The following is a 25,155-nucleotide window of genomic DNA, read 5'->3' as shown; positions in this document are numbered from 1 at the left end:
AGTCCAGAACCCAGATCGAAGGCATACGTTCTTCGCTGGGAGCTCATGGGTGGAACATTTGACATGGCATCGAGATCTGATCTCTGGTCGAGTACGCAACTTCGGTTGTTGGAAAGAGTGGGGTGAGGGGACCGGTGCCTGCACGCTGTTGGGTCCTGAGGGACCGGATGCGCTTTGACCTTCGGGTTGGAAGCATTTGGTTACTCTGGGCCTCTTCTGGTTTCCTCCGTGTGGGGTTGCTGGATGGGGTACCGCCCGTACTTTGAGAACTACACAGTGGACGCGAGCATCTTGCAGCCGGCTTTCGAGCTGGTTGCACAAGATGATCTTAAAGATCATTAGTCAATTTCATGCCAGGCTTTCGGGCCTGGTGTCGATTCTGATTCAAACTCATGTGATTTCAAGTCTTTAAGAGCAAACGGTGGATGCCTTGGCATCTGGAGCCGAAGAAGGACGTAGCAATCTGCGATAAGCCTCGGGGAACTGATAAGCAAGTTTTGATCCGAGGGTGTCCGAATGGGGAAACCCCGCTGGGCGGCGTGCCGACCTAGTGACTCCCGCCTGAATATATAGGGCGGGTAGAGGGAACGTGGGGAAGTGAAACATCTCAGTACCCACAGGAAGAGAAAGCAACCGCGATTCCGTTAGTAGTGGCGAGCGAAACCGGATCAGGCTAAACCTAGCGTGTGTGATAGCCGGCAGGCGTTGCACGTTGGGGGTTGTGGGACTTTTCAGTCATCTCTGCCGAGGTGGCGGCGTTACAAGAAGGTATAGACGAACGGTCTTGAAAGGCCGGTCATAGAGGGTGCCAACCCCGTAGTCGAAATGCCTCTCTTGGCGCGAAGAGTATCCCAAGTAGCACGGGGCCCGTGAAATCCCGTGTGAATCTGTCAGGACCACCTGATAAGCCTAAATACTCCCAGATGACCGATAGCGGACAAGTACCGTGAGGGAAAGGTGAAAAGTACCCCGGGAGGGGAGTGAAATAGTACCTGAAACCGTTTGCTTACAAACCGTTGGAGCAGCCTTAGTAGCTGTGACAGCGTGCCTTTTGAAGAATGAGCCTGCGAGTTAGCGATATGTGGCGAGGTTAACCCGTGTGGGGTAGCCGTAGCGAAAGCGAGTCTGAATAGGGCGATTCAGTCGCATGTCCTAGACCCGAAGCGAAGTGATCTATCCATGGCCAGGTTGAAGCGACGGTAAGACGTCGTGGAGGACCGAACCCACTTAGGTTGAAAACTGAGGGGATGAGCTGTGGATAGGGGTGAAAGGCCAATCAAACTTCGTGATAGCTGGTTCTCTCCGAAATGCATTTAGGTGCAGCGTTGCGTGTTTCTTGCCGGAGGTAGAGCTACTGGATGGCCGATGGGCCCTACAAGGTTACTGACGTCAGCCAAACTCCGAATGCCGGTAAGTGAGAGCGCAGCAGTGAGACTGTGGGGGATAAGCTTCATAGTCGAGAGGGAAACAACCCAGACCACCAACTAAGGTCCCAAAGCGCGTGCTAAGTGGGAAAGGATGTGGAGTTGCCTTGACAACCAGGAGGTTGGCTTAGAAGCAGCCACCCTTGAAAGAGTGCGTAATAGCTCACTGGTCAAGTGATTCCGCGCCGACAATGTAACGGGGCTCAAGCACGCCACCGAAGTTGTGGCATTGACATTATTGGTAGGCCTTCGTGGTCCAGCCGTGTTGATGGGTAGGAGAGCGTCGTGTGGCCAGCGAAGCGGCGGTGTAAACCAGCCGTGGAGGCTACACGAGTGAGAATGCAGGCATGAGTAGCGAAAGACGTGTGAGAAACACGTCCTCCGAAAGACCAAGGGTTCCAGGGTCAAGCTAATCTTCCCTGGGTAAGTCGGGACCTAAGGCGAGGCCGACAGGCGTAGTCGATGGACAACGGGTTGATATTCCCGTACCGGCGAAGAACCGCCCAAGCTAATCCAGTAGTGCTAAGTGTCTGAATCCCACTGACGGATCCCTTCGGGGTGAAGCGTTGGGCCTAGCGCACGACCCCATTCTGGTGCGGTTAGCGTATTAACAGGTGTGACGCAGGAAGGTAGTCCAAGCCAGGCGATGGTTGTCCTGGTGCAAGTGCGTAGGCCGAACGGTAGGCAAATCCGCCGTTCACATAGGCTGAGACACGATGCGGATAAAAAGTGGATGATCCTATGCTGCCAAGAAAAGCATCGACGCGAGGTTCTAGCCGCCCGTACCCCAAACCGACTCAGGTGGTCAGGTAGAGAATACCAAGGAGATCGAGAGAATCGTGGTTAAGGAACTCGGCAAAATGCCCCCGTAACTTCGGGAGAAGGGGGGCCTTCGACGTATTAGGACTTGCTCCGAAAGCGTTTGGAGGCCGCAGAGACTAGTGGGTAGCGACTGTTTACTAAAAACACAGGTCCGTGCCAAGTCGCAAGACGATGTATACGGACTGACGCCTGCCCGGTGCTGGAAGGTTAAGAGGACCGGTTAGCCGCAAGGCGAAGCTGAGAATTTAAGCCCCAGTAAACGGCGGTGGTAACTATAACCATCCTAAGGTAGCGAAATTCCTTGTCGGGTAAGTTCCGACCTGCACGAATGGCGTAACGACTTCCCAACTGTCTCAACCGCGAACTCGGCGAAATTGCATTACGAGTAAAGATGCTCGTTACGCGCAGCAGGACGGAAAGACCCCGTGACCTTTACTACAGCTTGGTATTGGTGTTCGGTGTGGCTTGTGTAGGATAGGTGGGAGACTTTGAAGCATGGACGCCAGTTCATGTGGAGTCATTGTTGAAATACCACTCTGGTCACTCTGGATATCTAACTTCGAACCGTAATCCGGTTCAGGGACAGTGCCTGGTGGGTAGTTTAACTGGGGCGGTTGCCTCCCAAAAAGTAACGGAGGCGCCCAAAGGTTCCCTCAACCTGGTTGGTAATCAGGTGTCGAGTGTAAGTGCACAAGGGAGCTTGACTGTGAGACTGACAGGTCGAGCAGGGACGAAAGTCGGGACTAGTGATCCGGCAGTGGCTTGTGGAAGCGCTGTCGCTCAACGGATAAAAGGTACCTCGGGGATAACAGGCTGATCTTGCCCAAGAGTCCATATCGACGGCATGGTTTGGCACCTCGATGTCGGCTCGTCGCATCCTGGGGCTGGAGTAGGTCCCAAGGGTTGGGCTGTTCGCCCATTAAAGCGGTACGCGAGCTGGGTTTAGAACGTCGTGAGACAGTTCGGTCCCTATCCGCTGCGCGCGTAGGAAATTTGAGAGGATCTGACCCTAGTACGAGAGGACCGGGTTGGACGAACCTCTGGTGTGTCAGTTGTTCCGCCAGGAGCACCGCTGATTAGCTACGTTCGGGATGGATAACCGCTGAAAGCATCTAAGCGGGAAGCCGGCCTCAAGATGAGATTTCCATACCTTCGGGTGAGAGGCTCCCAGCCAGACTACTGGGTTGATAGGCCAGATGTGGAAGTGCAGTAATGCATGCAGCTGACTGGTACTAATAAGCCGATGACTTGATAACACACCGTTTGTTGGTGCTACGCGTCCACTGAGTGGTTCTCGATGTACGGTCGAGAACCGCATAACAACAATGACTTTGTTATGTGTTTGATTGAAACATCAATAGTGTTTCGGCGGCCATAGCGTGAGGGAAACGCCCGGTTACATTCCGAACCCGGAAGCTAAGCCTCACAGCGCCGATGGTACTGCAGGGGGGACCCTGTGGGAGAGTAGGACACCGCCGGACTTCTTTTAAGTAAAATGGCCACCCAATGCTGGGTGGCCATTTTGCGTTTACAGGGATAGGATTCATCATGCCGGAAGACGACCAGCGCCGCCCGCGTCGCGACAACGACCGCGGAGCCCGCAACGAGCGCCCTTCCGGCGGACGACCGAACTATCGCGAAGGCGGGCAGCGCCGCGAGGGCGGCTATAACCACGACGGTGGTTCTGCGCCCCGTCGCGAGGGCGGCTACAACCGTGATGGTGGTTCTGCTCCGCGTCGCGAGGGCGGCTACAACCGTGATGGTGGTTCTGCTCCGCGTCGCGAGGGCGGCTATAACCGTGATGGTGGTGCTCCCCGTCGTGAGGGCGGGTACAACCGTGATGGTGGTGCTCCGCGTCGTGAAGGTGGGTACAACCGTGATGGTGGTGCTCCCCGTCGTGAAGGTGGGTACAACCGTGATGGTGGTGCTCCGCGTCGTGAGGGCGGGTACAACCGTGATGGTGGTTCTGCTCCGCGTCGCGAGGGCGGCTACAACCGCGACGGCGGCTCCGCGCCCCGTCGTGAGGGCGGGTACAACCGTGATGGTGGTTCTGCTCCGCGTCGTGAAGGTGGGTACAACCGTGATGGGGGTGCTCCCCGTCGTGAAGGTGGGTACAACCGTGATGGTGGTGCTCCGCGTCGTGAGGGCGGATACAACCGTGATGGTGGTTCTGCTCCGCGTCGTGAGGGCGGATACAACCGCGATGGTGGTGCTCCGCGTCGCGAGGGTGGATACAACCGCGACGGTGGCTCCGCGCCCCGTCGTGAGGGCGGATACAACCGTGACGGTGGTGCTCCTCGTCGTGAGGGCGGATACAACCGTGACGGTGGTGCTCCCCGTCGTGAAGGTGGTGCTCCCCGTCGCGAAGGCGGGTACAACCGCGACGGTGGTGCCCCCCGTCACGAAGGCGGATACGACCGCGACCGCGCGCCCCGCCGCGAAGGGACCGGCGCCGGCCGCTCTTACCCGCAGCGCGGGGGAGCGGGGCGTGAGCGTCCTGTGCAGGCGACGAACGAGCGTCCTCGCTTCGATGAGCCGCAGATCCCCGAAGAGGTCACCGCGCGGGATCTCAATGGCGCCGCGCGCAATGAGCTCAAGACGCTGAGCAAGGAGAACGCCGAGCACGTCGCTCGTCATCTCGCGATGGCGTCGCGACTCATCGACGAAGACCCCGCGCTGGCACACGAGCACGCCCTCGCCGCGTCGCGGAGCGCCGGACGTATCGCGATCGTTCGTGAAACCCTCGGGATCACGGCCTACGCGACCGAGGACTTCGCCCTGGCGCTGCGCGAGCTTCGTACCTTCCGTCGTATCTCCGGAAAGGACGACCAGATCGCGCTCATGGTCGACAGCGAGCGCGGCATCGGTCGTCCTGACCGTGCGCTCGAGACCGGACGCTCCGTCGACCGTTCCACGCTGGCGACTCCCGTGCGGGTCGCGCTGGCGATCGCGATGTCGGGTGCTCGTCTCGACCAGGGCGACCTCGAACTCGCTCTCGGTGAACTCGAGATTCCCGAACTCGACCCCGATCGCGCCTTCGAGTGGAGCCCAGCACTCTTCGCCGCCCGCGCCGCTGTGCTCGAGGATCTCGGTCGTGACGACGAGGCGGCGTTCTGGGCGCACCGCGCGGAGGTCGCCGCCGAAGCACTCGGTATCGACGAGGCAGGCGACGAGGAGATCTTCATCGAGGACGGCCTCATCGAGGGCGACTTCGATGACGACGCCGAAGACGCCGACACGGAGGACGAGACCGCCGCCGAAGCGACTTCGGAGTCCGAAGCGTCAGAAGACTCGGTTCCCGAGTCGGATGCCGTGGACGCCGAGCCATCCGTCGACGACGAGATGCGCGAGCTCCTCGGCGAGTCCGACGACGACTCCGAGACGCCGGGGGCCTGAGTGGCGCTGTTCTCCAAGAAGCGCGCGGCAGCGACCCCGCTCGACGGGGTCGACACCGTCCTGGCCGACCTCGATGGTGTGGTCTACGCCGGTCCCGGAGCCCTTCCGTACGCCGTCGACAGTTTGAACGAAGCGGCACGTCGTGTGCGTCTCGGGTACATCACCAACAATGCGTCCCGCACGGATGCGTCGGTCGCTGCCCACTTGACCAGCCTCGGTCTCGAGGTCGCGCCGCACGACGTGGTCACCAGCCCTCAGGCGGCGATGCGGCTTCTGGCCGATATCGTCCCCGCTCCCGCCACGATTCTGGTCGTCGGGGGAGACGGCCTCGTCGACGAGCTGCAGAAAGCCGGATACACGGTCACACGCAGCGCGCAGGACTCTCCGCAGGCCGTCGTCCAGGGCTTCGCACCCGAGGTGGCCTGGACGGATCTCGCCGAAGCATCCTTCGCTTTGCAGCTGCCGGAGGACGAGGGTGGCATCCCCTGGATCGCCACCAACACCGATTGGACGATCCCGCGTGAGAGGGGCGTCGCCCCGGGCAACGGCACGCTCGTCTCGGCAGTGCACACGGCGGTCGGTCGGCTCGCGACCGTGGCCGGAAAGCCCGAGACGCCGATCTTCGACGAGGCCATCGCGCGTTTCGACGCGAAGAAGGCGCTCTTCATCGGCGATCGACTCGACACCGACATCATGGGTGCCAACCGCGTCGGTATCGACTCGGTGCTCGTCCTGACCGGCATCGACCGCCCGAAGCACGTCCTCGCCGCCCCCGAGGGCTCGCGCCCGACGTTCATCGTGAGCGACCTCCGGGAGCTGCACCAGCCGTACCCTGCGACCGTCGAGCGCGACGGCGTGTTCCATGTGAACGGGGCTGCGGTGCGCGTGCACGGCGCCGATGTCGAGATCGTCGCCGACGAGGGGGAGCAGATCGATCTGCTCCGGGCGGGAGCAGCAGCGATCTGGGCGTCCGGAACCCCGGTGTTCGTCCTGAGGGTGCCCGAGCACCTCTACGACGATCCGTTCCACCGTCCCTGATCGCAACCGGAGCGCGGTTCGTCGCCTGCGCCGTGGCGACCGCCGCTGTCCGAGGCGCCGCGTACAGTGGAATCCGTGAGCGAAGATAAGACGAGCACCCCGACCGACGGTCTGTGGAGCCGGCTGCGTCTGATCGAAGGACAGCCGTTGCCTGCGCGCGCCGACGCCTACTCGGCGCTGCACGACGACCTCGCCCGACGCCTCGAGAGCGGGGCGAAACTCGACCCCCGGGAGACGCCGTCACGATGACGCGCCTCGATGCCGCCCTCGCCGCGCGGGGACTCGCTCGTTCGCGCACGCACGCCGCCACTCTGATCGCCGAAGGACTCGTGTCGGTCGACGGCACGCCCGTCGTCAAAGCGTCCACCGCGGTGACGGACTCCTCCGAGATCTCGATCGCAGGCGCCGATCACTATGTCGGTCGGGCCGCGCACAAGCTGATCGCCGCGCTCGACGGCTTCGATGTCGGCGTCGATGGGCGTCTCGCCCTTGACATGGGGGCATCTACCGGCGGCTTCACCCAGGTGCTCCGTGAGCGCGGTGCTCGTCGAGTCCTCGCGGTCGACGTCGGTCACGGACAGCTCGCGCCGTCGATCGCGGCGGACGCCGGTGTCGTCCCGGTCGAGGGGTACAACGTCCGCCACATGACCCCCGGGAATCTCGCGGAGGCGACCGGGGAACAGGCGCTGCCCGATGTCATCGTCGGTGATCTCTCGTTCATCTCCCTCGAGCTCGTGCTCCCGGCCGTCGCGGGAGTCGCAGCCCCGACGGCAGACATCGTCCTCCTGGTGAAGCCGCAGTTCGAAGTGGGCCGCACCGCGGTGCGCGGTGGACTCGTCACCGATCCGGCGACCCGCGCCGATGCCGTGGCGCGAACCGTGTGGAGCGCGTGGGACGCTGGGCTCGGGATGCTGGGCATCCTTCCCTCCCCGATTCTCGGAACACACGGCAACTCCGAATACCTCGTCCATCTCGCGCCGGGGCGCGGTAGCAATCCGACAGAATGGTTGGATCGCATCAACGCTTTGGCAGGAGGACGATGAACGAGCGCAGCATCCTGGTCGTCGCCCATGCCGGTCGCGCCGACACGGTCGCGGCTGCACGGCGGGTGATCGAATCCCTGCGCGGTGCGGGCGCGCGACCTGTGCTGGCGTCGGACGACCGCTCCGAGCTCGCCGCGGTCGACGCGTTCTTCGCCGACGTCGCCGAGCTGGGCACCACCGTCGATCCCGGAACTCTCGAGCTCGCGATCGTGCTCGGCGGGGACGGCACGATACTGCGGGCGGCCGAGCTCGTGCGAGAGACCGGGGCGCCGGTCCTCGGTATCAACATGGGCCACGTGGGCTTCCTCGCCGAGATCGACCGTGACGATATGGACGACGCCGTGCGGCGCGTGATCGCTCGCGATTACGAGGTCGAAGAGCGTCTGGCCCTCTCGGTGCGCGTCAAGGATGCGGATGGCGCGGTCGTCTACGAGACCTGGGCGCTGAATGAGGCGACGGTCGAGAAGGCGAGCCGGGAGCGCATGATCGAGGTCGTGCTCGAGATCGACGGGCGCCCCCTGTCGAGCTTCGGCTGCGACGGCATGGTGATCTCCACGCCCACGGGCTCGACCGCGTACAACTTCTCGGCCGGCGGTCCTGTGATCTGGCCGAGTGTGGAAGCGATCGCCGTCGTGCCGCTCTCGGCGCACGCGCTGTTCGCCAAGCCTCTCGTCGTCAGCCCCGACGCCGCCGTCGCGATCGAGATGCTCGAGCGTACGGACGGCTCCGGCATCCTCTGGTGCGACGGACGCCGATCCCACGAGCTTCCCCCGGGGGCACGCGTGGTCGCGCGCCGCTCGTCGCGGCCCGTGCGACTCGCTCGTCTGCACCCGACCGCGTTCACGGACCGCCTGGTGCGCAAGTTCCAGCTCCCGGTCGAAGGATGGAGAGGGCAGGAGGTGCCGTCGTGATCGAAGAGATGCGGATGCAGGGACTCGGCGTCATCGATGATGCCGTGCTGCCGCTGGGTCCCGGCTTCACGGCGATCACCGGCGAGACCGGTGCGGGAAAGACCATGGTCGTCACCGGCCTCGGGCTGCTGCTCGGTCAGCGCGCTGATTCCGGCGCGGTGCGCGCCGGGGCCGCCCAGGCATCCGTCGCCGGCGTATGGATCGTGCCCGAGACCGGACCGGTCTCGGAGATCGTGTCCGATGCCGGTGGCGAACTCGAACCGGCCGGCGCAGGTCGCTCCGAGCTCTACGTGTCGCGCACGCTGAGCGCCGAAGGGCGCAGCCGCGCGAGCGTCGGCGGACGAGCGGCCCCGGCGGGCGTGCTCTCGGCACTCGCCGACGAGCTCGTCGTGGTCCACGGCCAGTCCGAGCAGCTGCGGCTGCGATCCGCGGCCGCTCAACGCGACGCCCTCGACCGCTTCGGTGGAGCGCCGATCGCATCCGCACTCCAGACCTACGTCATTGCGTTCGAGCGTTGGCGGGCGTTGGACGCCGAGATCTCCGATATCAGCGAGAATCGCGACCGCCGCGCCGACGAGGCGACCCGGTTGAGGGAGGCGCTCGCCCTGATCGAGGCGACGGCGCCCGAGGCGGGAGAAGACGAAGAACTCGCCGAACGGGCGGAGCGCCTCGCGAATTCCGAAGAACTCCGGCTCGCGGCATCCGTCGCTCATGGGGCGCTCTCGAACGAAGAGGGGGAGCCCGACGCCTCTGCTCTGGTGGCCGAGGCACGACGAGTGCTCGAGCGGGTGACCGATGCCAAGCTGGCGGCGATCTCCGAGAGCCTCGCCGACATCGGTTACCGCCTGACCGATGTCGCCGGTCTCCTCTCCGCGTACCTGGCCGACCTCGACGAGTCCGGTCCGCACGAGCTCGCGGCCGTCGAAGAGCGGCGTGCCGCCCTCGGCACCCTGATCCGTGCGCACGGCTCCCTCGATGAGGCGCTCGAGGTGTGGCAGACGGGCTCGGCCCGGCTCGCCGAGCTCGACGACGATGACGACCGCCTCGAGCGGCTGCTCGCCGAACGCGACGCCGCCCGTGAGGAGCTCGATGTCGCAGCGGATCGTCTGACCGCCGCGCGCACCGAGGCGGCCGAACGTCTGGGCGCCGCCGTGACCGACGAGCTGCATGCGCTGGCGATGCCGGATGCGCGTCTCTCCGTCACGGTATCGACGGGATCCGAGAGCACCCATGGTCGTGACGACGTCGCCATCCTGCTCGCCCCGCATCCCGGCGCCGAACCGCGCTCCGTCGCCAAGGGTGCCTCGGGAGGAGAGCTCTCCCGCGTGATGCTGGCGATCGAGGTCGTCATCGCCGCGACCGATCCCGTGCCGACCTTCGTCTTCGACGAGGTCGATGCCGGCATCGGCGGCGCAGCGGCGATCGAGGTCGGCCGGCGACTCGCCCGGCTTGCAGAGAAGTCGCAGGTTATCGCGGTGACGCACCTCGCGCAGGTCGCCGCGTTCGCCACGAACCACCTGTCCGTCGTGAAGTCCAACGACGGAGCAGTCACCGCCTCGAATGTGAGGCGGCTCGACGGTGCGGATCGAGAGGCGGAGATGGCTCGTCTGCTCTCCGGACTCGCCGATTCCGACGCCGCACTGACCCACGCCCGTGAACTACTCAGCCTCGGTCGCTGAACGAACTGTTAGGATAGAAGCCCGTGATGAACTCTTCTTCTGCGGGACCCAACAACGACACCACCAAGCACATTTTTGTGACGGGCGGTGTCGTTTCGTCTTTGGGTAAGGGGCTCACCGCAGCGAGCCTGGGAAACCTGCTCACGGCTCGCGGAATGCGCGTCGTGATGCAGAAGCTCGACCCGTATCTCAATGTCGATCCGGGAACGATGAACCCGTTCCAGCACGGCGAGGTCTTCGTCACCGACGACGGCGCCGAGACCGACCTCGACATCGGCCACTACGAGCGTTTCCTCGACATCAACCTGTCGCAGGCCGCGAACGTCACGACCGGCCAGATCTACTCGCAGGTCATCGCCCGTGAGCGCCGGGGGGAGTACCTCGGCGACACCGTCCAGGTCATCCCGCACATCACCGACGAGATCAAGCGCCGCATGCGCCTGCAGGCGTCGGAGGACCCGCGCCCCGACGTCATCATCACCGAGGTCGGCGGCACCGTGGGTGACATCGAGTCGCAGCCCTTCCTCGAGGCGGCCCGCCAGCTTCGCCACGAACTCGGTCGCGACAGCGTCTTCTTCGTGCACGTCTCCCTGGTCCCTTTCATGGGAGCCTCGGGTGAGCAGAAGACCAAGCCGACCCAGCACTCGGTCGCGGCCCTCCGCCAGGTCGGCATCCAGCCCGACGCGCTCGTGCTCCGCAGCGACCGCCCGGTGAGCGAGAGCAACCGCAACAAGATCGCCCTCATGTGCGACGTCGACGTCGAGGGTGTCATCAACACCGTCGACCTGCCGAGCATCTACGACATCCCGTCCACGCTCAACGACCAGGGCCTCGACTCCTACATCGTGCGTCGCCTCGGACTCGACGCCAAGGCGGCCGATGTCGACTGGACGCGCTGGAACAAGGTGCTGCACGCGGTCCACAACCCCAAGCACGAGGTCACGATCGGGCTCGTGGGCAAGTACATCGACCTGCCCGACGCGTACCTCTCGGTCACCGAGGCGCTGAAGGCGGGCGGCTTCGCGCAGGAGACGAAGGTCAACATCCGCTGGATCCCTTCCGATCTCTGCGAGACGCCCGAGGGTGCGCAGGAGCAGCTGTCGCAACTGGACGGTATCTGCGTTCCCGGCGGCTTCGGCATCCGCGGCATCGAGGGCAAGCTCGGCGCCCTGCGTTTCGCCCGTGAGCAGGGCATCCCGACCCTGGGCCTGTGCCTCGGACTGCAGTGCATGGTCATCGAGTACGCTCGCCACGTCGCCGGCATCGAGGGCGCGTCCTCGAGCGAGTTCGACCCCGAGACCTCCGAGCCGGTCATCGCGACGATGGCGGAGCAGGTCGAGATCCTCGACGGCGGCGACCTGGGCGGCACGATGCGTCTGGGCCTCTACCAGGCGGCTCTCGCCGAGGGGTCGCTCGCACGCGAGGTGTACGGCGCGCCGCAGGCATCCGAGCGTCACCGTCACCGCTACGAAGTGAACAACGCCTACCGTGGTCGTCTGTCCGACGCCGGCCTGGTCTTCTCGGGTCTGAACCCCGAACTCGACCTGGTCGAGTACGTCGAGCTGCCGCGCGACGTGCACCCGTACTACATCGCCACCCAGGCTCACCCCGAGCTGCGTTCGCGCCCGACCGACCCGCACCCGCTGTTCCGCGGTCTCGTCGGCGCAGCCATCGATCGCCACCGCGCGAGCGAGCTGTTCGATGTCGACGCGGCCGCCGATGCCTGAGACTCAGGTCGACGCGGGCGATCTCCATGACGAGCCCTTCGAACCCGAGGTCCTGCAGAGCGACCTCGCATTCGAGGGCGCCGTGTGGGACGTCCGCGACGACCGGGTGCGTTACGGCGACGGTGAGATCCGTCGCCAGTACGTCGCCCACACCGGTGCGGTCGCGATCCTCGCGCTCGACGATGACGGGCGCGTGCTGCTCATCCAGCAGTACCGGCATCCGATCCGTCACCGCGACTGGGAGCTGCCCGCTGGGCTCCTCGACGTGCCGGGGGAGGAGCCGCTGGAAGCGGCTCGCCGAGAGCTCGCCGAAGAGGCCGACCTCACCGCTTCCCAGTGGGAGCCGCTCGTCGCCTCGTGGACGACTCCGGGCGGAAACGACGAGCTCATCCACATCTTCCTCGCGACGGGACTCTCGGATGCCGAGACTCCGCATGCGAGAGAAGACGAAGAGGCCGACATTCGCGTCGAGTGGGTTCCTCTGGCGGATGCCGTCGACGCGGTGCTCGCCGGGCGCATGCGCAACGGCATCCTGAGCCTGGGCGTGATGGCGGCGACGCTGAGGCTGCGCGACCGGGGCTGAGGATGCTGCTCGCGCGCGCCCTCGACTCGTATCTGCGTCACGTCACGATCGAGCGCGGCCTGAGCGACCACACGGTTTCCGCCTATCGACGAGACCTCGACGGTTATATCGCCTGGTTGTCGGAGCATGGCGTCACGGATACCTCCGAGGTCACATCCCAGGTGATCGGCCGTTTCATCGAGGAGCGCTCCTCGGAGGTACCGCCGCCTGCTGCGACCAGCCTCGCGCGACTGCAATCGTCGGTGCGCGGATGGCACCGGTACCTTGCCCGCGAGGGCATTGAACAGGACGATCCGAGCGGGCGCCTGCGACCGCCGAAAGCCCCCCGGAGACTGCCGAAAGCGCTGACGATCGACCAGGTCGAGAGGTTGCTCCAGGCGCCCTCGTCGGAGGAGCCGATCGGCATCCGCGACCGTGCACTTCTCGAGCTGCTCTACGCGACCGGTGCGCGCGTGTCGGAGGCGGTCGGACTCGACGTCGATGATCTCGCCCACGGCGATGTGCTGCGTCTGCGCGGCAAGGGGTCGAAGGAGCGCATCGTTCCCATCGGGTCGTTCGCCCGCGACGCCGTCGACGCGTATCTCACTCGGGTGCGTCCGGGTCTCGCCGCGAAGGGGCGGGCATCGGCGCGCCTTTTTCTCGGAGCACGGGGGGCGCCGCTCTCGCGGCAGAGCGCCTGGCTGGTGATCCGTTCGGCCGCCGAACGTGCGCAGATCACGGCCGAGGTCTCGCCGCACACGCTGCGCCACTCGTTCGCCACACACCTCCTCCAGGGCGGAGCGGATGTGCGCGTCGTCCAGGAACTCCTCGGGCACGCCTCGGTGGCGACCACCCAGATCTACACGCACGTCTCGGTCGACACCCTCCGCGACATCTACGCGACCTCGCACCCGCGCGCCCGCTGATGCGGACCACACCTCGCAGCGGCGCCCCGAGGCCGCTCCAACGTGCGATGCACGGAGAGCAGAAAAGCGTCATGTCATCCTTTCGGCGGACGCGAGAATCTCGCCTCACTCTCTACTGTGGATACTTCCGGCCATCGTCGGTCGCACAAAGGAGTCTTGACATGCGTTCCACCGTTCCTCTCGCCGCGCTCGCGGCGACCGCCATGGTGCTCGTCCTCTCGGGCTGCGGAGGCGCGTCCTCCGACGAGCTGTCCTACGAGGACTCGCCCCTGAACGAGTACCTCGCCGCGGCCTGGGGCAGCGACCTCTCGCCCGAGGAGCAGCAGAAGAAGTTCGACGAGCAGCAGGTCAAGGTCGAGGAACTGATCTCGGAGTGCATGTCGGAGGAGGGATTCGAGTACGTCCCGAACACCAGCAGCGGCGGCGTGATGACCAGCGACGGCGGCGAGTGGGAGCCGGACAAGCGGGAATGGGTCGAGAAGTACGGCTACGGCTACGTCAACAGCCCGTTCGCCGAGCAGCAGGACGAGGGCCCCACCGACCAGGAGTACGTCGACCCGAACGCGGACTACGTCTCGTCGCTCTCGGAGTCCGAGCAGACGGCGTTCTACGAGGTGCTGTACGGCCCGCCGCAGGAGGAGTCCGAGATGTCGGAGGACGGCAGCTACGAGTACAACTGGGAGACGGCCGGATGCCAGGGCTGGGCGCAGCACGAGCTCGAGGGCGATGACCCGTGGCAGGCCGAGGAGTTCGCCGAGCTGCGCGCCAACATGGAAGAGCTGTGGACGACGTCGCAGGACGCACCCGAGCTCGTCGATCTGAACGCGGAGTGGGCCTCTTGCATGGCCGACAAGGGCGAGCCCGGATTCGAGAAGCAGATGGATGCCGGTCAGTCGATCATCGACGACCAGAACGCGCTGTACGACGCGGCCTACGGTGACGGCTCCGAGCAGGTCGACCTCGACTCGCCCGATTTCGTCGACCCGAGCGAGAGCCCCGAGATGAAGGAACTGGGTGAGCGGGAGATCGCCCTCGCCCTCGTCGATCTCGAGTGCCGCGAGAAGACGTCGTTCACGAAGAAGTCGATGGAGATCCAGTTCGCGCTGGAGGAGAAGTTCATCGCCGCGAACAAGGCCGACCTCGACGCCTTCAAGGCCGCCGCCGAGCAGAGCAAGTGATGCGCGACGACGAGACCCCGACGACCCAGATCCCCGCAGAGGGAAGCGACGCCGGGGCGGGGGAGAACTCTGCCACGGCGGAGACGACGACGTTCACCGACCTGATCGACGGCCCCGACGGTGCGAGCGCGGATTCCGCGGATGGCACCGCCGACGACGCCGCGGGAACGACGGACACTTCGCGGGTGAGCGGGTGGGGCCGCGTGCTCCGCGGCAACCGCACCCTCTGGATCGTGGCGCTCGGCGCGGTGGTCTGCCTGGTGGCCGGGCTGCTGGTCGGGCGTTTCCTGCTCTCGCCCGATGCGTCGAGTGCGGATGCGCCCGAGCCCGGTCTCGTGACCGCTCCGGTGGAGTTCGGTCCGTTGAGCAACGACGTCACCCTGCGGGCGGACGTCGGATACGCGGATGCCGTCGACGTCAAGATCGATACCTCGACGCTCACCGGCGGCGCCGTCGTCACCGGGAAGACGCCGGAGGTGGGTGCCACGCTCGAACCGCTGTCGGTCGCGCTCGAGATCGTCGGACGCCCGGTGATCGTCCTGCCCGGAGAACTTCCGGCGTATCGCACCCTGCGTTTCGGCGTCTCGGGTCCGGATGTTCTGCAGCTGAAGCAGGCGCTCGCGAGCGTCGGCATCGGCGCCGGCGACGTGAATTCCAACATGTTCGACCAGGCCACCGCCGAAGGGATCGCGCAGCTCTACGCGCAGGCCGGGTACCCGGTGCCGGAATCCGAGGAGGGGACCGCCGATGGCGTGCGGTCCGCCGAAGAGGCCGTCCGTTCCGCGCAGTCCGGAGTCGCTGACGCCGAGAAGGCGCTGACCGCCGCGGGAGCGGGCCCGACCCCGGTCGAAGCCTTCCAGGCGGACGTCGCGGTGCAGACGGCCGTGGAAGCGCTCGACGCCGCGCGTGCCGCCGGCGAAGGAGTCCCTGCCGCGGAGCGCGCCCTGCACACGGCGAACCTCGAACGGGATGCGATCTGGGCGCCGCGGGACACGAGCAGTGAAGCATCCGCTCTGGAGAGCGCGCGCGCCGCGGTGACCTCGGCCAACGAGGCGCTCGAGGAGGCGCGTCAGAAGGCGCTTCCCTTCCTGCCTGCCAGCGAGGTGCTTTACCTCACCGAACTTCCGCGTCGTGTGGACGCGGTGAACGTGCAGCGCGGCTCGATCGTCGAGGGCGCAGCGATGACCGTGTCGGGCGCGACCGTTCGTCTCACCGGGGCTGCAGCCGAGGCCGATGCCCGTCTGCTGGAGGCGGGAGCCGAGGCGGCGTTCGAGCTGCCGGACGGTACCGAGCACCGTGCAGTGATCGCGACGCTCAAGGAGGGCAAGGACAGCAGTGCTCGGTGGTCGGTGATCCTCGAACCGGACCCGCTCACGCCCGAGCAGATCAGCCAGCTCCAGGGAAGCAACGTCCGGGTCAAGATCGCGGTCGGAGCCACGGACGGCGACGTTCTCTCGGTGCCGCTCGCGGCACTCACCGCCGGCCCCGGGGGTGAGTCGCGCGTCGAGGTGGTCGAGTCCGATCCCCGAGAGGGCGAGGACGCCACGACACGCCTCGTCGTCGTCGAGCCCGGTCTGGCGGCCAAGGGGGCCGTCGAGGTGACCCCGGTCGACGGTGAACTCGACGAGGGCGATCTCGTGGTGGTGGGCCGGTGACGGCCGCGCCGCCGCTGGTCGAGCTCCGTGACGTGACGCGTTCGTTCCCCGGGCCGCCCGAGGTCCAGGCGTTGAAAGCGGCCACGCTGAGTGTGGCGGCGGGCGACTACATCTCGATCGTCGGACCCAGCGGATCCGGCAAGTCGACCATGCTCAACCTGCTCGGGCTGCTCGACCGGCCCAGCGTCGGGGAGTATCGGCTGGCAGGATCGCTCACGGGAGACCTGTCGGACGACGAGCGTGCGGCGGTGCGAGCCCGATTCATCGGCTTCGTCTTCCAATCGTTCCATCTGCTTCCTCGACGCAGCGTGCTCGACAACGTGCTCATGCCCATGCTCTACAGCGGTGTGCCGCGGCGCGAACGCGAGGACCGGGCGCGCGAGGCGCTCTCCCGGGTGGGCCTCGGACACCGCATCGACTTCTTCCCGAACTCGCTGTCCGGCGGCGAGCGGCAGCGCGTCGCCGTTGCGCGCGCGGTCGTCAGCGGACCCCAGCTGCTGCTGGCCGATGAGCCGACGGGCAACCTCGATCAGCGCACCTCCGGCGAGGTCATGGAACTCTTCGAGGAGCTCAACGCGGACGGGCTCACTCTCATCGTCATCACGCATGACGATGCGGTCGCGCGCCGCGCCGGGCGGAGCATCCGCATCTCCGACGGCCGATTGAGCGAGCTGTGATGCGCCTGCTCCGGCGTCGACGCAGAGATGCCGGGTCGACGAACGTTCCGGCCGAGGGCACGACAGCCGAGAACTCCGCGTCCGAGAGCGCAGCCCCCGAGAACGCGGCGCCCGAGAACGCGGCGACGGCGCTCCTGCCGTCGGTGAAGCATGCCGATCGGTTCACGTTCCAGGACCTGGTCGCCGAGGCGACGGCCGATATCGGATCGAGGCCCGCCCGTCTGGTGATGACGATCCTCGGAACCGTGCTCGGGATCGCCTCGCTGGTCGCGACGCTCGGGTTCGCCCAGACGGCGGCGGCGCAGATCGCCGCGCAGTTCGACGGAGTCGCAGCGACCCAGGTCATCGTCACGCCGGCGAAGGCGCAGTCCGGCCGGGAGAACACGACCGTCGCTGCCGGACGGCTGCCCTGGGACGCCCCGGAGCGTGTGAAACTCCTCGCCGGTGTCGACAGCGCGGCGCTCATCGCCGACGTCGAACTCGCCGACGGCGAGACGATCACGGCCGTGCCGGTGAACGACCCCTCGGCCCCGATCACGGCCTCGCCGAAGCTGTTCGCGGCGACCCAGGACCTGCCGGATGCCGTCGACGGGGAACTCGTGACGGGACGCTTCTTCGACGACGGTCACGACGAGCGGGGTGATCGCGTGGCGGTCCTCGGCCAGCGCGCCGCGGAGCGGATGGGGATCAATCGCGTCGATTCCCAGCCGTCGATCTTCATCGCCGGCGTGTCGTATTCCGTCATCGGCATCATCGACGGGATGGAGAGGCGCTCCGAGTTCGTCGACGGGGTGATCATCCCGCAGGGAGCGGCACGCGCGGACTTCGGATTGGCCGCGCCGTCGGAACTGGCGATCCACATCGTCGTCGGTGCGGGGCCTCAGGTCGCCGAGCAGTCGGTGCTCGCGCTCCAGCCCGACGACCCGGAATCACTGGACGCACGCGCGCCGGCGGCATCCTCCGACCTCAGCCAGAACGTGCAGGCCGATGTGAACGTCGTCTTCCTCATCCTCGGGATCATCGCGCTCCTCGCCGGTGGGCTCGGGATCGCGAACGTCACCCTGCTCTCGGTCATGGAGCGCATCGGTGAGATCGGTCTCCGTCGGGCGCTGGGCGCGACGCGTCGCCAGATCGGCGGGCAGTTCATGGTCGAGTCGATCGTGATCGGCTTCATCGGGGGGATCATCGGCTCCGCCCTCGGGGTCGCCGCGGTGATCGTGGTCGCGGCCGTCCAGGGGTGGTCGCCGGTCACCGACCCGCTGATCGCCGTCGCCGGGATCTTCCTGGGGGCGCTGGTGGGATGGGGATCGGGCTGGTATCCGGCACGGCGCGCCGCACGCATCGAGCCGGTCGCCGCGTTGCGCGGCGTGTGAGGGAGAGGGCGACCGCTAGAATCGAGCAAGCACGAAGGAGCAGGAGAACCGGTGGCGGAGAAAGCGGCGAAGTCCAGGGCGACGGCCAAGAAGGTCGACGAGACACCCATGGGACCCACCGGACGGCCCTATCACGGGTTCGACACACCCGAACCGTTGAGCTCCCACGGTCCCGCGAGGATCATCGCGCTGTGCAACCAGAAGGGTGGCGTCGGCAAGACGACGACGACCATCAACCTGGCGGCAGCCCTCGCCGAATACGGGCGCAAGGTGCTCGCGGTCGACTTCGACCCGCAGGGCGCTCTCTCCGCAGGCCTGGGCATCCAGACGCACGACGTGCCGACGATCTACGACCTGCTGCTCGACACGAAGCGCGACGCGAACGACGCGATCGTCCACTCCAGCGTCGAGAACCTCGACGTCCTGCCCGCGAACATCGATCTGTCCGCCGCCGAGGTGCACCTCGTGAACGAGGTCGCCCGCGAGACGATCCTCGCGCGGGTGCTCCGCCAGGTCGCGGGGGAGTACGACGTCATCCTCATCGACTGCCAGCCGTCGCTCGGCCTGCTGACGGTGAACGCTCTCACCGCGGCGCATGGCGTGATCATCCCGCTCGAGTGCGAGTTCTTCGCGCTGCGCGGTGTCGCGCTCCTGATCGAAACGATCGACAAGGTGCGCGATCGGCTCAACCCCTCGATCACGATGGACGGCCTGCTCGCGACGATGTACGACCCGCGCACGCTGCACTCGCGCGAGGTGCTCGAACGCGTCGTCGAGGCGTTCGGCGACGACGTGCTCGAGACCGTGATCGGTCGCACCGTGAAGTTCCCCGATGCATCGGTGTCGGGTGTCCCCATCACCGAGTTCGCGCCGGAGCACGCCGCCGCACAGGCGTATCTGCGACTGGCGCGGGAGCTGGTCGCCCGTGGCGCCGTCGCCTGATTCCGAGTACGACGCCACCCTCGCGCCCGACGGCATCGCCCCTGCCCCGGAAGGCGCTTCACTCGCGCCCGAAACCGACGCCGCTCTGATCGAGCAGCCGTCGGCATCCGATCCCGGATTCCGCGTCTCGCTGTCGAACTTCGATGGACCGTTCGACCTGCTCCTGAACCTCATCTCCAAGCACGAGATGGACATCACGGAGGTCTCGCTGAGCGCGGTGACCAACGAGTTCATCGCCTACCTGCGCGACCTCGACGGCGATGAGGAGCTCGACCAGGCCTCCGAGTTCCTCGTGGTCGCGGCGACGCTCCTCGACATGAAGGTGGCGGGGTTGCTGCCGCAGGGCGAACTGGTGGATGCCGAGGCCGTGGCGTTGCTCGAGGCACGCGACCTGCTCTTCGCACGTCTGCTGCAGTACCGCGCGTTCAAGGAGGTGTCGGCCTGGTTCTCGCGCTGCCTCCAGCGGGAGGACCGTCGGCACGTGCGCGCGGTGCGGCTCGATGAGAAGCACCGTCGCAAGACGCCCGAGCTCGTCTGGTCGCTCACCGCCGACGACTTCGCCGCGCTCGCGCTCCTCGCGTTCGCGCCGAAGGAGATCCCGCACGTCGGCCTCGATCATCTGCATGCGCCGCTGGTGAGCATTCGCGAGCAGGCGGCGATCGTCGTGACGCTCCTTCGCGGCACCGAGTCGCTGAGCTTCCGCGAGCTGGTGGCGGGGGTCAGCGAACCCGGCATCGTGGTCGCCCGGTTCATCTCGGTGCTCGAGCTGTATCGGCACGCGGCACTCTCCTTCGAACAACTGGAACCGCTCGGCGAGCTGACGCTGCGCTGGGCCGCCGACTCCTGGTCGGACGAGACACTCGCGAGCCTGGGGGCCGACTATGACCGATGACGTGACCGCCGACGAGACCGTGAGCCGCCCCGAGACCGCGAGCGGCACCGAGACCGAGCAGACGCCGTCGACGCCCCTGTCGGAGCGCATCGAGGCGATCCTGCTCATCATCGACGAGCCGATCGGACTCGTGGCCCTCGCCGCCGCGGTCGGGTCGCCCGTGCCGGCCGTTCGGCAGTCGCTCGAGACACTGGTCGACGACTACGACGGCCGCGGACAGGGGCCCCGGCGCGGCTTCGAGTTGCGCGAGGTCGGTGGGGGCTGGCGCCTCTACGTGCGCGAGGACCATGATGACCTGATCGCCGAGTTCGTCGGCGGGCAGGCGCCGGCGCGACTGTCGCAGGCCGCGCTCGAGACCCTCGCCGTGATCGCCTACAAGCAGCCCGTCACCCGCAGCCAGGTGGCATCGATCCGCGCGGTGAACGTCGACTCGGTCGTGCGCACCCTGCTCGCCCGTGGCCTGATCACCGAACTGTTCGCCGATTCAGAGACCGGCGCCATCAACTACGGCACGACCGAGGCGCTGCTCCAGCATCTCGGAATCAACTCGCTCGACGAGTTGCCCCCCATCTCTCCGCTGCTCGACGACGGTGCCGATGGGTTCGACGAAGGGACCATCCGATGACCGATTCCGAAGCGCCGCAGGGCGTCCGCCTGCAGAAGGTGCTGGCCGCGGCCGGTGTGGCCTCCCGTCGTGTCGTCGAGGAGTACATCGTCGCGGGTCGCATCCGCGTGAACGGCGAGGTCGTGAGCGAGCTCGGACGCCGCATCCACCCCGAGACAGATCTGGTCGACGTCGACGGCACGGCGATCCAGCTCGACGTCTCGAAGCGCTACGTCATGCTCAACAAGCCCACCGGCGTCGTCAGCAGCATGCGCGACGAGAGCGGTCGTCCCGATCTGCGTCGGTTCACCGACCAGTACGAGGAGCGCCTCTACAACGTCGGACGCCTGGACGCGGAGACCAGCGGTCTGCTGATCCTCACGAACGACGGAGAGCTCGCGCACGTGCTCGCCCACCCGTCGTTCGGTGTCACCAAGGTGTACATCGCCAAGGTCGAGGGCACCGTCACGGCGCAGACCATCGCGAAGCTGACGGCCGGGTTCGACCTCGAGGACGGGCACATCCGCGCCGACAAGGCCCGCCTCCTCGACACCTCGCGCGGATCGAGTCTCGTCGAGCTCACGCTGCACTCCGGCCGCAACCGCATCGTGCGTCGCATGATGGCCGCGGTGGGCCACCCGGTCACCGAACTGGTGCGTCGTCAGTTCGGGCCGCTCCACCTGGGAACGCTCCCGGCAGGAAAGTCCCGCGAACTGGGTAAAATCGAACTCGGCGCGCTGCTCACTCTGTCGCGCCGTGATTCCGGTGTCGCCTCGGCGCCAGGCGAGCAACAGGAGAACGAGTGACCGACACGTCCAGTGCGTCCAGCGTGCGATCGACGTCCGTCGACGCTGCTCGTCGTCCGGGATCCGAACGATCGGCGGTCGCCCCGCGTCTGTCGGGGACCGTCCGTGTCGTGGGCGCCGGACTCCTCGGCGCGAGCGTCGGACACGCGCTCCGCGCGAAAGGCATCGACGTCGTCCTGACGGACTCGTCGCCCGCGCAGCTGCGCCTCGCCGTCGACTACGGCGCCGGCCGCCTCGCCGCAGAGGACGATCGTCCCCGCCTCATCGTGGTCGCCGTGCCGCCGGACGTGACGGCCGACGTCGTCCAGGCGGAGCTCGCGCAGTACCCGGATGCCGTCGTCACCGACGTCGCGAGCGTGAAGCTCGAGCCGTTCCGCGAGCTGCAGGAACGCGGTGTCGATCTCGCTCGCTACATCGGTTCGCATCCGCTCGCCGGGCGCGAGCGCGGGGGAGCGATCTCCGCGCGCGCCGACCTGTTCATCGGGCGCCCCTGGGTCGTGTGCCGTGACGGTGACACCGCCGCCGCCGACCTCGCTCTCGTGGAGGCGCTCGCCCTTGACGTCGGCGCCATGCCGTTGGAGATGACCCCCGAGGAGCACGATCGGTCGGTCGCTCTCACCTCGCACGTTCCGCAGGTCGTCGCGAGCCTGCTCGCCGGGCGCCTGGCCGAGGCCGACGAGGGCTCCCTCCGTCTGTCCGGGCAGGGCGTGCGCGACACGACGCGCATCGCGGCATCCGCTCCCGAGCTGTGGGTGCAGATCCTCGGCGCGAACGCCGGGCCCGTCGTCGAGATCCTCGATTCCCTGGCCGCCGACCTGCGTGAGGTGTCGGACGCGCTGCGCGACCCGGGCGCCGCGGGTGCCCGTCGTGTCGTCGCGGAGACGATCCGTCACGGCAACGACGGCGTCGACCGGCTTCCCGGTAAGCACGGCCAGAACCGGCGCTTCGAATCGCTCGTCGTGATGATCGATGACACCCCCGGTCAGCTCGGCCGTCTGTTCGGTGAGCTCGGAGAGCTCGGCGTCAACGTCGAGGACCTGCGTCTCGAGCACTCGCCGGGCGCGCAGTTCGGCCTCGCCGAGATCAGCGTCGAACCGGCCTCGCTGCACGGCGCGATCTCGGGGCTTCAGGAACGTGGATGGCGGATTGCGGGGAACACCAATGACTGACACTTCTCTCGACCGGTCCGCCGCCGACACCTCGGCCGTGGACTTCATCGCGATCGACGGTCCCGCGGGTTCCGGAAAGTCGAGCGTGTCGAAGGCGGTCGCGCGGCGCCTCGGCTTCGGCTACCTCGACACCGGATCCGCCTACCGGGCGCTCGCGTGGCACGTGCTCGATCGGGGCGCTGACACGGCGGATGCCGACGCGGTGCTCGCCGCGGCATCCGATTTCCCCGTGCGTCTCGGGCTCGACCCCGACGACCGCACCGTGCGCGTCGGCGACGTCGACATCACCGATGCGATCCGCGAACCACGGGTGTCGGGCGCCGTGAGCGGTGTCGCCCGCGTGCCCGCCGTGCGGGCCCAGGTCAACGATCTCTTCCGCTCCCTCGTCGCCGAGGCGCCGTATCCGGCCGTCGTCGTCGAGGGCCGCGACATCACGACGGTCGTCGCCCCCGACGCACCCGTCCGCATCCTGCTGACCGCGGCCCCCGAAGTGCGGGCCGCACGCCGAGCCGGTGAACTCGCCGGCGAGAACGCGGATGCCGTCGCCGCTGCTTTGCACAAGCGCGACGCCTCCGACAGCGCCGTCGTCGACTTCCTCAACGCCGCGGACGGCGTCGAGGTCGTCGACTCGACGGAGCTCGATTTCCCCCAGACCATCGATGCCGTCCTCACGGTGATCGAACGACTCCGAGGAGCACACCGTGGCTGACGAAGAATACGAAGGCGGCCCTGACCGTCTCGCCGAGAAGATGGAGGAGCTCGACGAGCACCTCGCCGAACAGCGGGCCGAGACGCTGCGCGCCGGCCTCGCCGACTACGAGCTCGACGACGAGGATGCCGCACTCCTCGCCGGTGTCGAGCTGGGCGAGGACGGGATCCAGTTCCTGCCCGCGCTGCCCGTCGTCGCGATCGTCGGGCGCCCGAACGTCGGTAAGTCGCAGCTCGTGAACCGCATCCTCGGCCGCCGCGAGGCCGTCGTCGAGGACACCCCCGGCGTCACCCGCGACCGCGTCACCTACAAGGCGGAGTGGGCGGATCGCCGCTTCACCCTCGTCGACACCGGTGGGTGGGAGCCGGATGCCCGCGGCATCGATCGCTCCGTCGCCGCGCAGGCCGAGGTCGCGATCGATCTGTCCGACGTCGTGCTGTTCGTCGTCGACGCGATGGTCGGTGCCACCTCGACCGATGAGCACGTCGTGAAGCTGCTGCGCAAGAGCGGCAAGCCGGTCTTCCTCGTCGCCAACAAGATCGACGACGCGCGCCAGGAGCCCGAGGCCGCAGCCCTCTGGAACCTCGGTCTCGGCGAGCCGCACCCGGTCTCGGCCATCCACGGTCGTGGCGTCGCGGATCTGCTCGACGAGGTGCTCAAGAAGCTGCCGGAGGTCTCTGCGGTCGCGAAGGCCGAGATCGGCGGACCGCGTCGCGTCGCGATCCTCGGCCGTCCGAACGTCGGCAAGTCGTCGCTGCTCAACAAGGCCGCGGGCGAAGAGCGCGTCGTGGTCAACGACCTCGCCGGCACCACCCGCGACCCGGTCGACGAGATCGTCGAGCTGGGCGGAAAGCTGTGGACGCTGGTCGACACCGCCGGCATCCGTCGTCGAGTGCACATGGCGCAGGGCGCCGACTTCTACGCGTCGCTTCGTACTTCGGCCGCTCTCGAGAAGGCCGAGGTCGCCGTGGTCGTGCTCGACGTCTCGGAGACGATCAGCGAGCAGGACGTGCGCATCATCGACCTCGTGCTCGAGTCGGGCCGCGCGCTCGTGCTGGCGTTCAACAAGTGGGATCGTCTCAATGACGACGACCTCGAGAACGCCGATCGTCGTCGTTACCTCGAGCGCGAGATCGAGCAGGACCTCGCGCACGTCGCCTGGGCGCCGCGCGTGAACATCTCGGCGAAGACCGGCCGTCACCTCGACAAGCTCGTGCCCGCGCTCGAGACGTCGCTGGAGAACTGGGATCGCCGAATCCCCACCGGTAAGTTCAACGCCTTCCTCGCCGAGCTCGTGGCCGAGCACCCGCACCCGCTGCGCGGTGGCAAGCAGCCGCGCATCCTCTTCGGGACGCAGGCGTCGACGCGTCCGCCGACGTTCGTGCTGTTCACGACGGGTTTCCTCGACCCGGGCTACCGCCGCTTCATCCAGCGTCGTCTGCGCGAGCTGTACTCGTTCGAGGGAACGCCGATCGTCATCAACATGCGTGTGCGAGAGAAGCGCCAGCGCTGATCCTCGTACTCGTGACAGCGGGCGCATCCTCTCCTGGGTGCGCCCGCTTTCGCATGTCAGGGGCTTCTGCAGCGAGCTCCATCGGGTGAGCGCTGTTTTCTCTCTGTGA

At 66.7% G+C, this 25,155-nt stretch carries 21 protein-coding genes and 2 rRNA genes; all 23 read left to right on the top strand.

Annotated features, from left to right (window positions below):
- The first annotated feature begins 398 nt into the window (after window positions 1-398).
- The 23 genes from ACZ5Y9_RS12015 to der all read left to right on the top strand — a co-directional run bounded on the left by ACZ5Y9_RS12015 (window position 399) and on the right by der (window position 25,046).
- Window positions 399-3,502, top strand: a 23S ribosomal RNA gene (locus ACZ5Y9_RS12015).
- Window positions 3,503-3,610: 108 nt separating this feature from the next.
- A 5S ribosomal RNA gene (rrf, locus tag ACZ5Y9_RS12010) occupies window positions 3,611-3,727 on the top strand.
- A gap of 236 nt (window positions 3,728-3,963) precedes the next feature.
- A complete protein-coding gene (locus tag ACZ5Y9_RS12005; protein WP_464471431.1) occupies window positions 3,964-4,851 on the top strand; it encodes a hypothetical protein in 888 nt (295 codons plus the stop codon).
- On the top strand, window positions 4,746-5,642 hold the full coding sequence (locus ACZ5Y9_RS12000; RefSeq protein WP_464471430.1) for a hypothetical protein: 897 nt from the start codon (window positions 4,746-4,748) through the stop codon (window positions 5,640-5,642). Before ACZ5Y9_RS12005 ends, ACZ5Y9_RS12000 begins: the two co-directional genes overlap by 106 nt.
- Window positions 5,643-6,680, top strand: coding sequence for an HAD-IIA family hydrolase (locus tag ACZ5Y9_RS11995; RefSeq protein ID WP_247622029.1), 1,038 nt, complete (start codon window positions 5,643-5,645; stop codon window positions 6,678-6,680).
- Window positions 6,681-6,755: 75 nt separating this feature from the next.
- Complete coding sequence (locus ACZ5Y9_RS11990; protein WP_464471429.1) at window positions 6,756-6,929, top strand: hypothetical protein; 174 nt, start codon at window positions 6,756-6,758, stop codon at window positions 6,927-6,929.
- Window positions 6,926-7,723 (top strand): TlyA family RNA methyltransferase, encoded by a 798-nt coding sequence (locus tag ACZ5Y9_RS11985; RefSeq protein ID WP_247622031.1) that lies wholly within the window; start codon window positions 6,926-6,928, stop codon window positions 7,721-7,723. Before ACZ5Y9_RS11990 ends, ACZ5Y9_RS11985 begins: the two co-directional genes overlap by 4 nt.
- Window positions 7,720-8,634, top strand: coding sequence for an NAD kinase (locus tag ACZ5Y9_RS11980; protein ID WP_247622032.1), 915 nt, complete (start codon window positions 7,720-7,722; stop codon window positions 8,632-8,634). The genes ACZ5Y9_RS11985 and ACZ5Y9_RS11980 overlap by 4 nt, the downstream gene beginning before the upstream one ends.
- Entirely contained in the window at window positions 8,631-10,313 is a 1,683-nt protein-coding gene (gene recN, locus ACZ5Y9_RS11975) for a DNA repair protein RecN (RefSeq protein WP_464471428.1), read from the top strand. Before ACZ5Y9_RS11980 ends, recN begins: the two co-directional genes overlap by 4 nt.
- 26 nt (window positions 10,314-10,339) lie before the next feature.
- Window positions 10,340-12,040 carry a CTP synthase gene (locus tag ACZ5Y9_RS11970; RefSeq protein ID WP_247622034.1) on the top strand — a complete coding sequence of 567 codons (1,701 nt, stop codon included), beginning with the start codon at window positions 10,340-10,342 and terminating at the stop codon, window positions 12,038-12,040.
- Window positions 12,033-12,623, top strand: coding sequence for an NUDIX domain-containing protein (locus ACZ5Y9_RS11965; RefSeq protein WP_464471427.1), 591 nt, complete (start codon window positions 12,033-12,035; stop codon window positions 12,621-12,623). Before ACZ5Y9_RS11970 ends, ACZ5Y9_RS11965 begins: the two co-directional genes overlap by 8 nt.
- Window positions 12,624-12,625: 2 nt before the next feature.
- A complete protein-coding gene (xerD, locus tag ACZ5Y9_RS11960; protein ID WP_464471426.1) occupies window positions 12,626-13,528 on the top strand; it encodes a site-specific tyrosine recombinase XerD in 903 nt (300 codons plus the stop codon).
- Between the two features lie 161 nt (window positions 13,529-13,689).
- On the top strand, window positions 13,690-14,706 hold the full coding sequence (locus ACZ5Y9_RS11955) for a hypothetical protein (RefSeq protein WP_336640068.1): 1,017 nt from the start codon (window positions 13,690-13,692) through the stop codon (window positions 14,704-14,706).
- Window positions 14,706-16,361: an efflux RND transporter periplasmic adaptor subunit gene (locus ACZ5Y9_RS11950; RefSeq protein WP_464471425.1), complete on the top strand. Its 1,656-nt coding sequence runs from the start codon at window positions 14,706-14,708 to the stop codon at window positions 16,359-16,361. The genes ACZ5Y9_RS11955 and ACZ5Y9_RS11950 overlap by 1 nt, the downstream gene beginning before the upstream one ends.
- Window positions 16,358-17,038, top strand: a complete 681-nt coding sequence (locus ACZ5Y9_RS11945; RefSeq protein ID WP_336640070.1) for an ABC transporter ATP-binding protein — start codon at window positions 16,358-16,360, stop codon at window positions 17,036-17,038. The genes ACZ5Y9_RS11950 and ACZ5Y9_RS11945 overlap by 4 nt, the downstream gene beginning before the upstream one ends.
- Complete coding sequence (locus ACZ5Y9_RS11940) at window positions 17,035-18,411, top strand: ABC transporter permease (RefSeq protein WP_464471424.1); 1,377 nt, start codon at window positions 17,035-17,037, stop codon at window positions 18,409-18,411. Before ACZ5Y9_RS11945 ends, ACZ5Y9_RS11940 begins: the two co-directional genes overlap by 4 nt.
- A gap of 108 nt (window positions 18,412-18,519) precedes the next feature.
- Complete coding sequence (locus ACZ5Y9_RS11935) at window positions 18,520-19,353, top strand: ParA family protein (protein ID WP_247624672.1); 834 nt, start codon at window positions 18,520-18,522, stop codon at window positions 19,351-19,353.
- Complete coding sequence (locus ACZ5Y9_RS11930; protein ID WP_464471423.1) at window positions 19,337-20,245, top strand: segregation and condensation protein A; 909 nt, start codon at window positions 19,337-19,339, stop codon at window positions 20,243-20,245. The genes ACZ5Y9_RS11935 and ACZ5Y9_RS11930 overlap by 17 nt, the downstream gene beginning before the upstream one ends.
- Window positions 20,235-20,870 (top strand): SMC-Scp complex subunit ScpB, encoded by a 636-nt coding sequence (gene scpB, locus ACZ5Y9_RS11925; RefSeq protein ID WP_464471422.1) that lies wholly within the window; start codon window positions 20,235-20,237, stop codon window positions 20,868-20,870. Before ACZ5Y9_RS11930 ends, scpB begins: the two co-directional genes overlap by 11 nt.
- A complete protein-coding gene (locus ACZ5Y9_RS11920; RefSeq protein ID WP_464471421.1) occupies window positions 20,867-21,655 on the top strand; it encodes a pseudouridine synthase in 789 nt (262 codons plus the stop codon). Before scpB ends, ACZ5Y9_RS11920 begins: the two co-directional genes overlap by 4 nt.
- Before the next feature lie 23 nt (window positions 21,656-21,678).
- Entirely contained in the window at window positions 21,679-22,824 is a 1,146-nt protein-coding gene (locus ACZ5Y9_RS11915) for a prephenate dehydrogenase (RefSeq protein WP_372491576.1), read from the top strand.
- The gene (gene cmk, locus ACZ5Y9_RS11910; RefSeq protein WP_247622043.1) at window positions 22,817-23,533 is read left to right on the top strand and encodes a (d)CMP kinase; all 717 of its coding nucleotides are present in this window, start codon (window positions 22,817-22,819) and stop codon (window positions 23,531-23,533) included. Before ACZ5Y9_RS11915 ends, cmk begins: the two co-directional genes overlap by 8 nt.
- A 40-nt stretch (window positions 23,534-23,573) precedes the next feature.
- Complete coding sequence (der, locus tag ACZ5Y9_RS11905) at window positions 23,574-25,046, top strand: ribosome biogenesis GTPase Der (RefSeq protein ID WP_247624674.1); 1,473 nt, start codon at window positions 23,574-23,576, stop codon at window positions 25,044-25,046.
- The last annotated feature ends 109 nt before the right edge of the window (window positions 25,047-25,155 follow it).

Source organism: Microbacterium sp. T3-8, from assembly GCF_055398145.1.
Note: the sequence above shows the minus strand (reverse complement) of the source record. Positions and strands in the feature narration are given on the sequence as shown.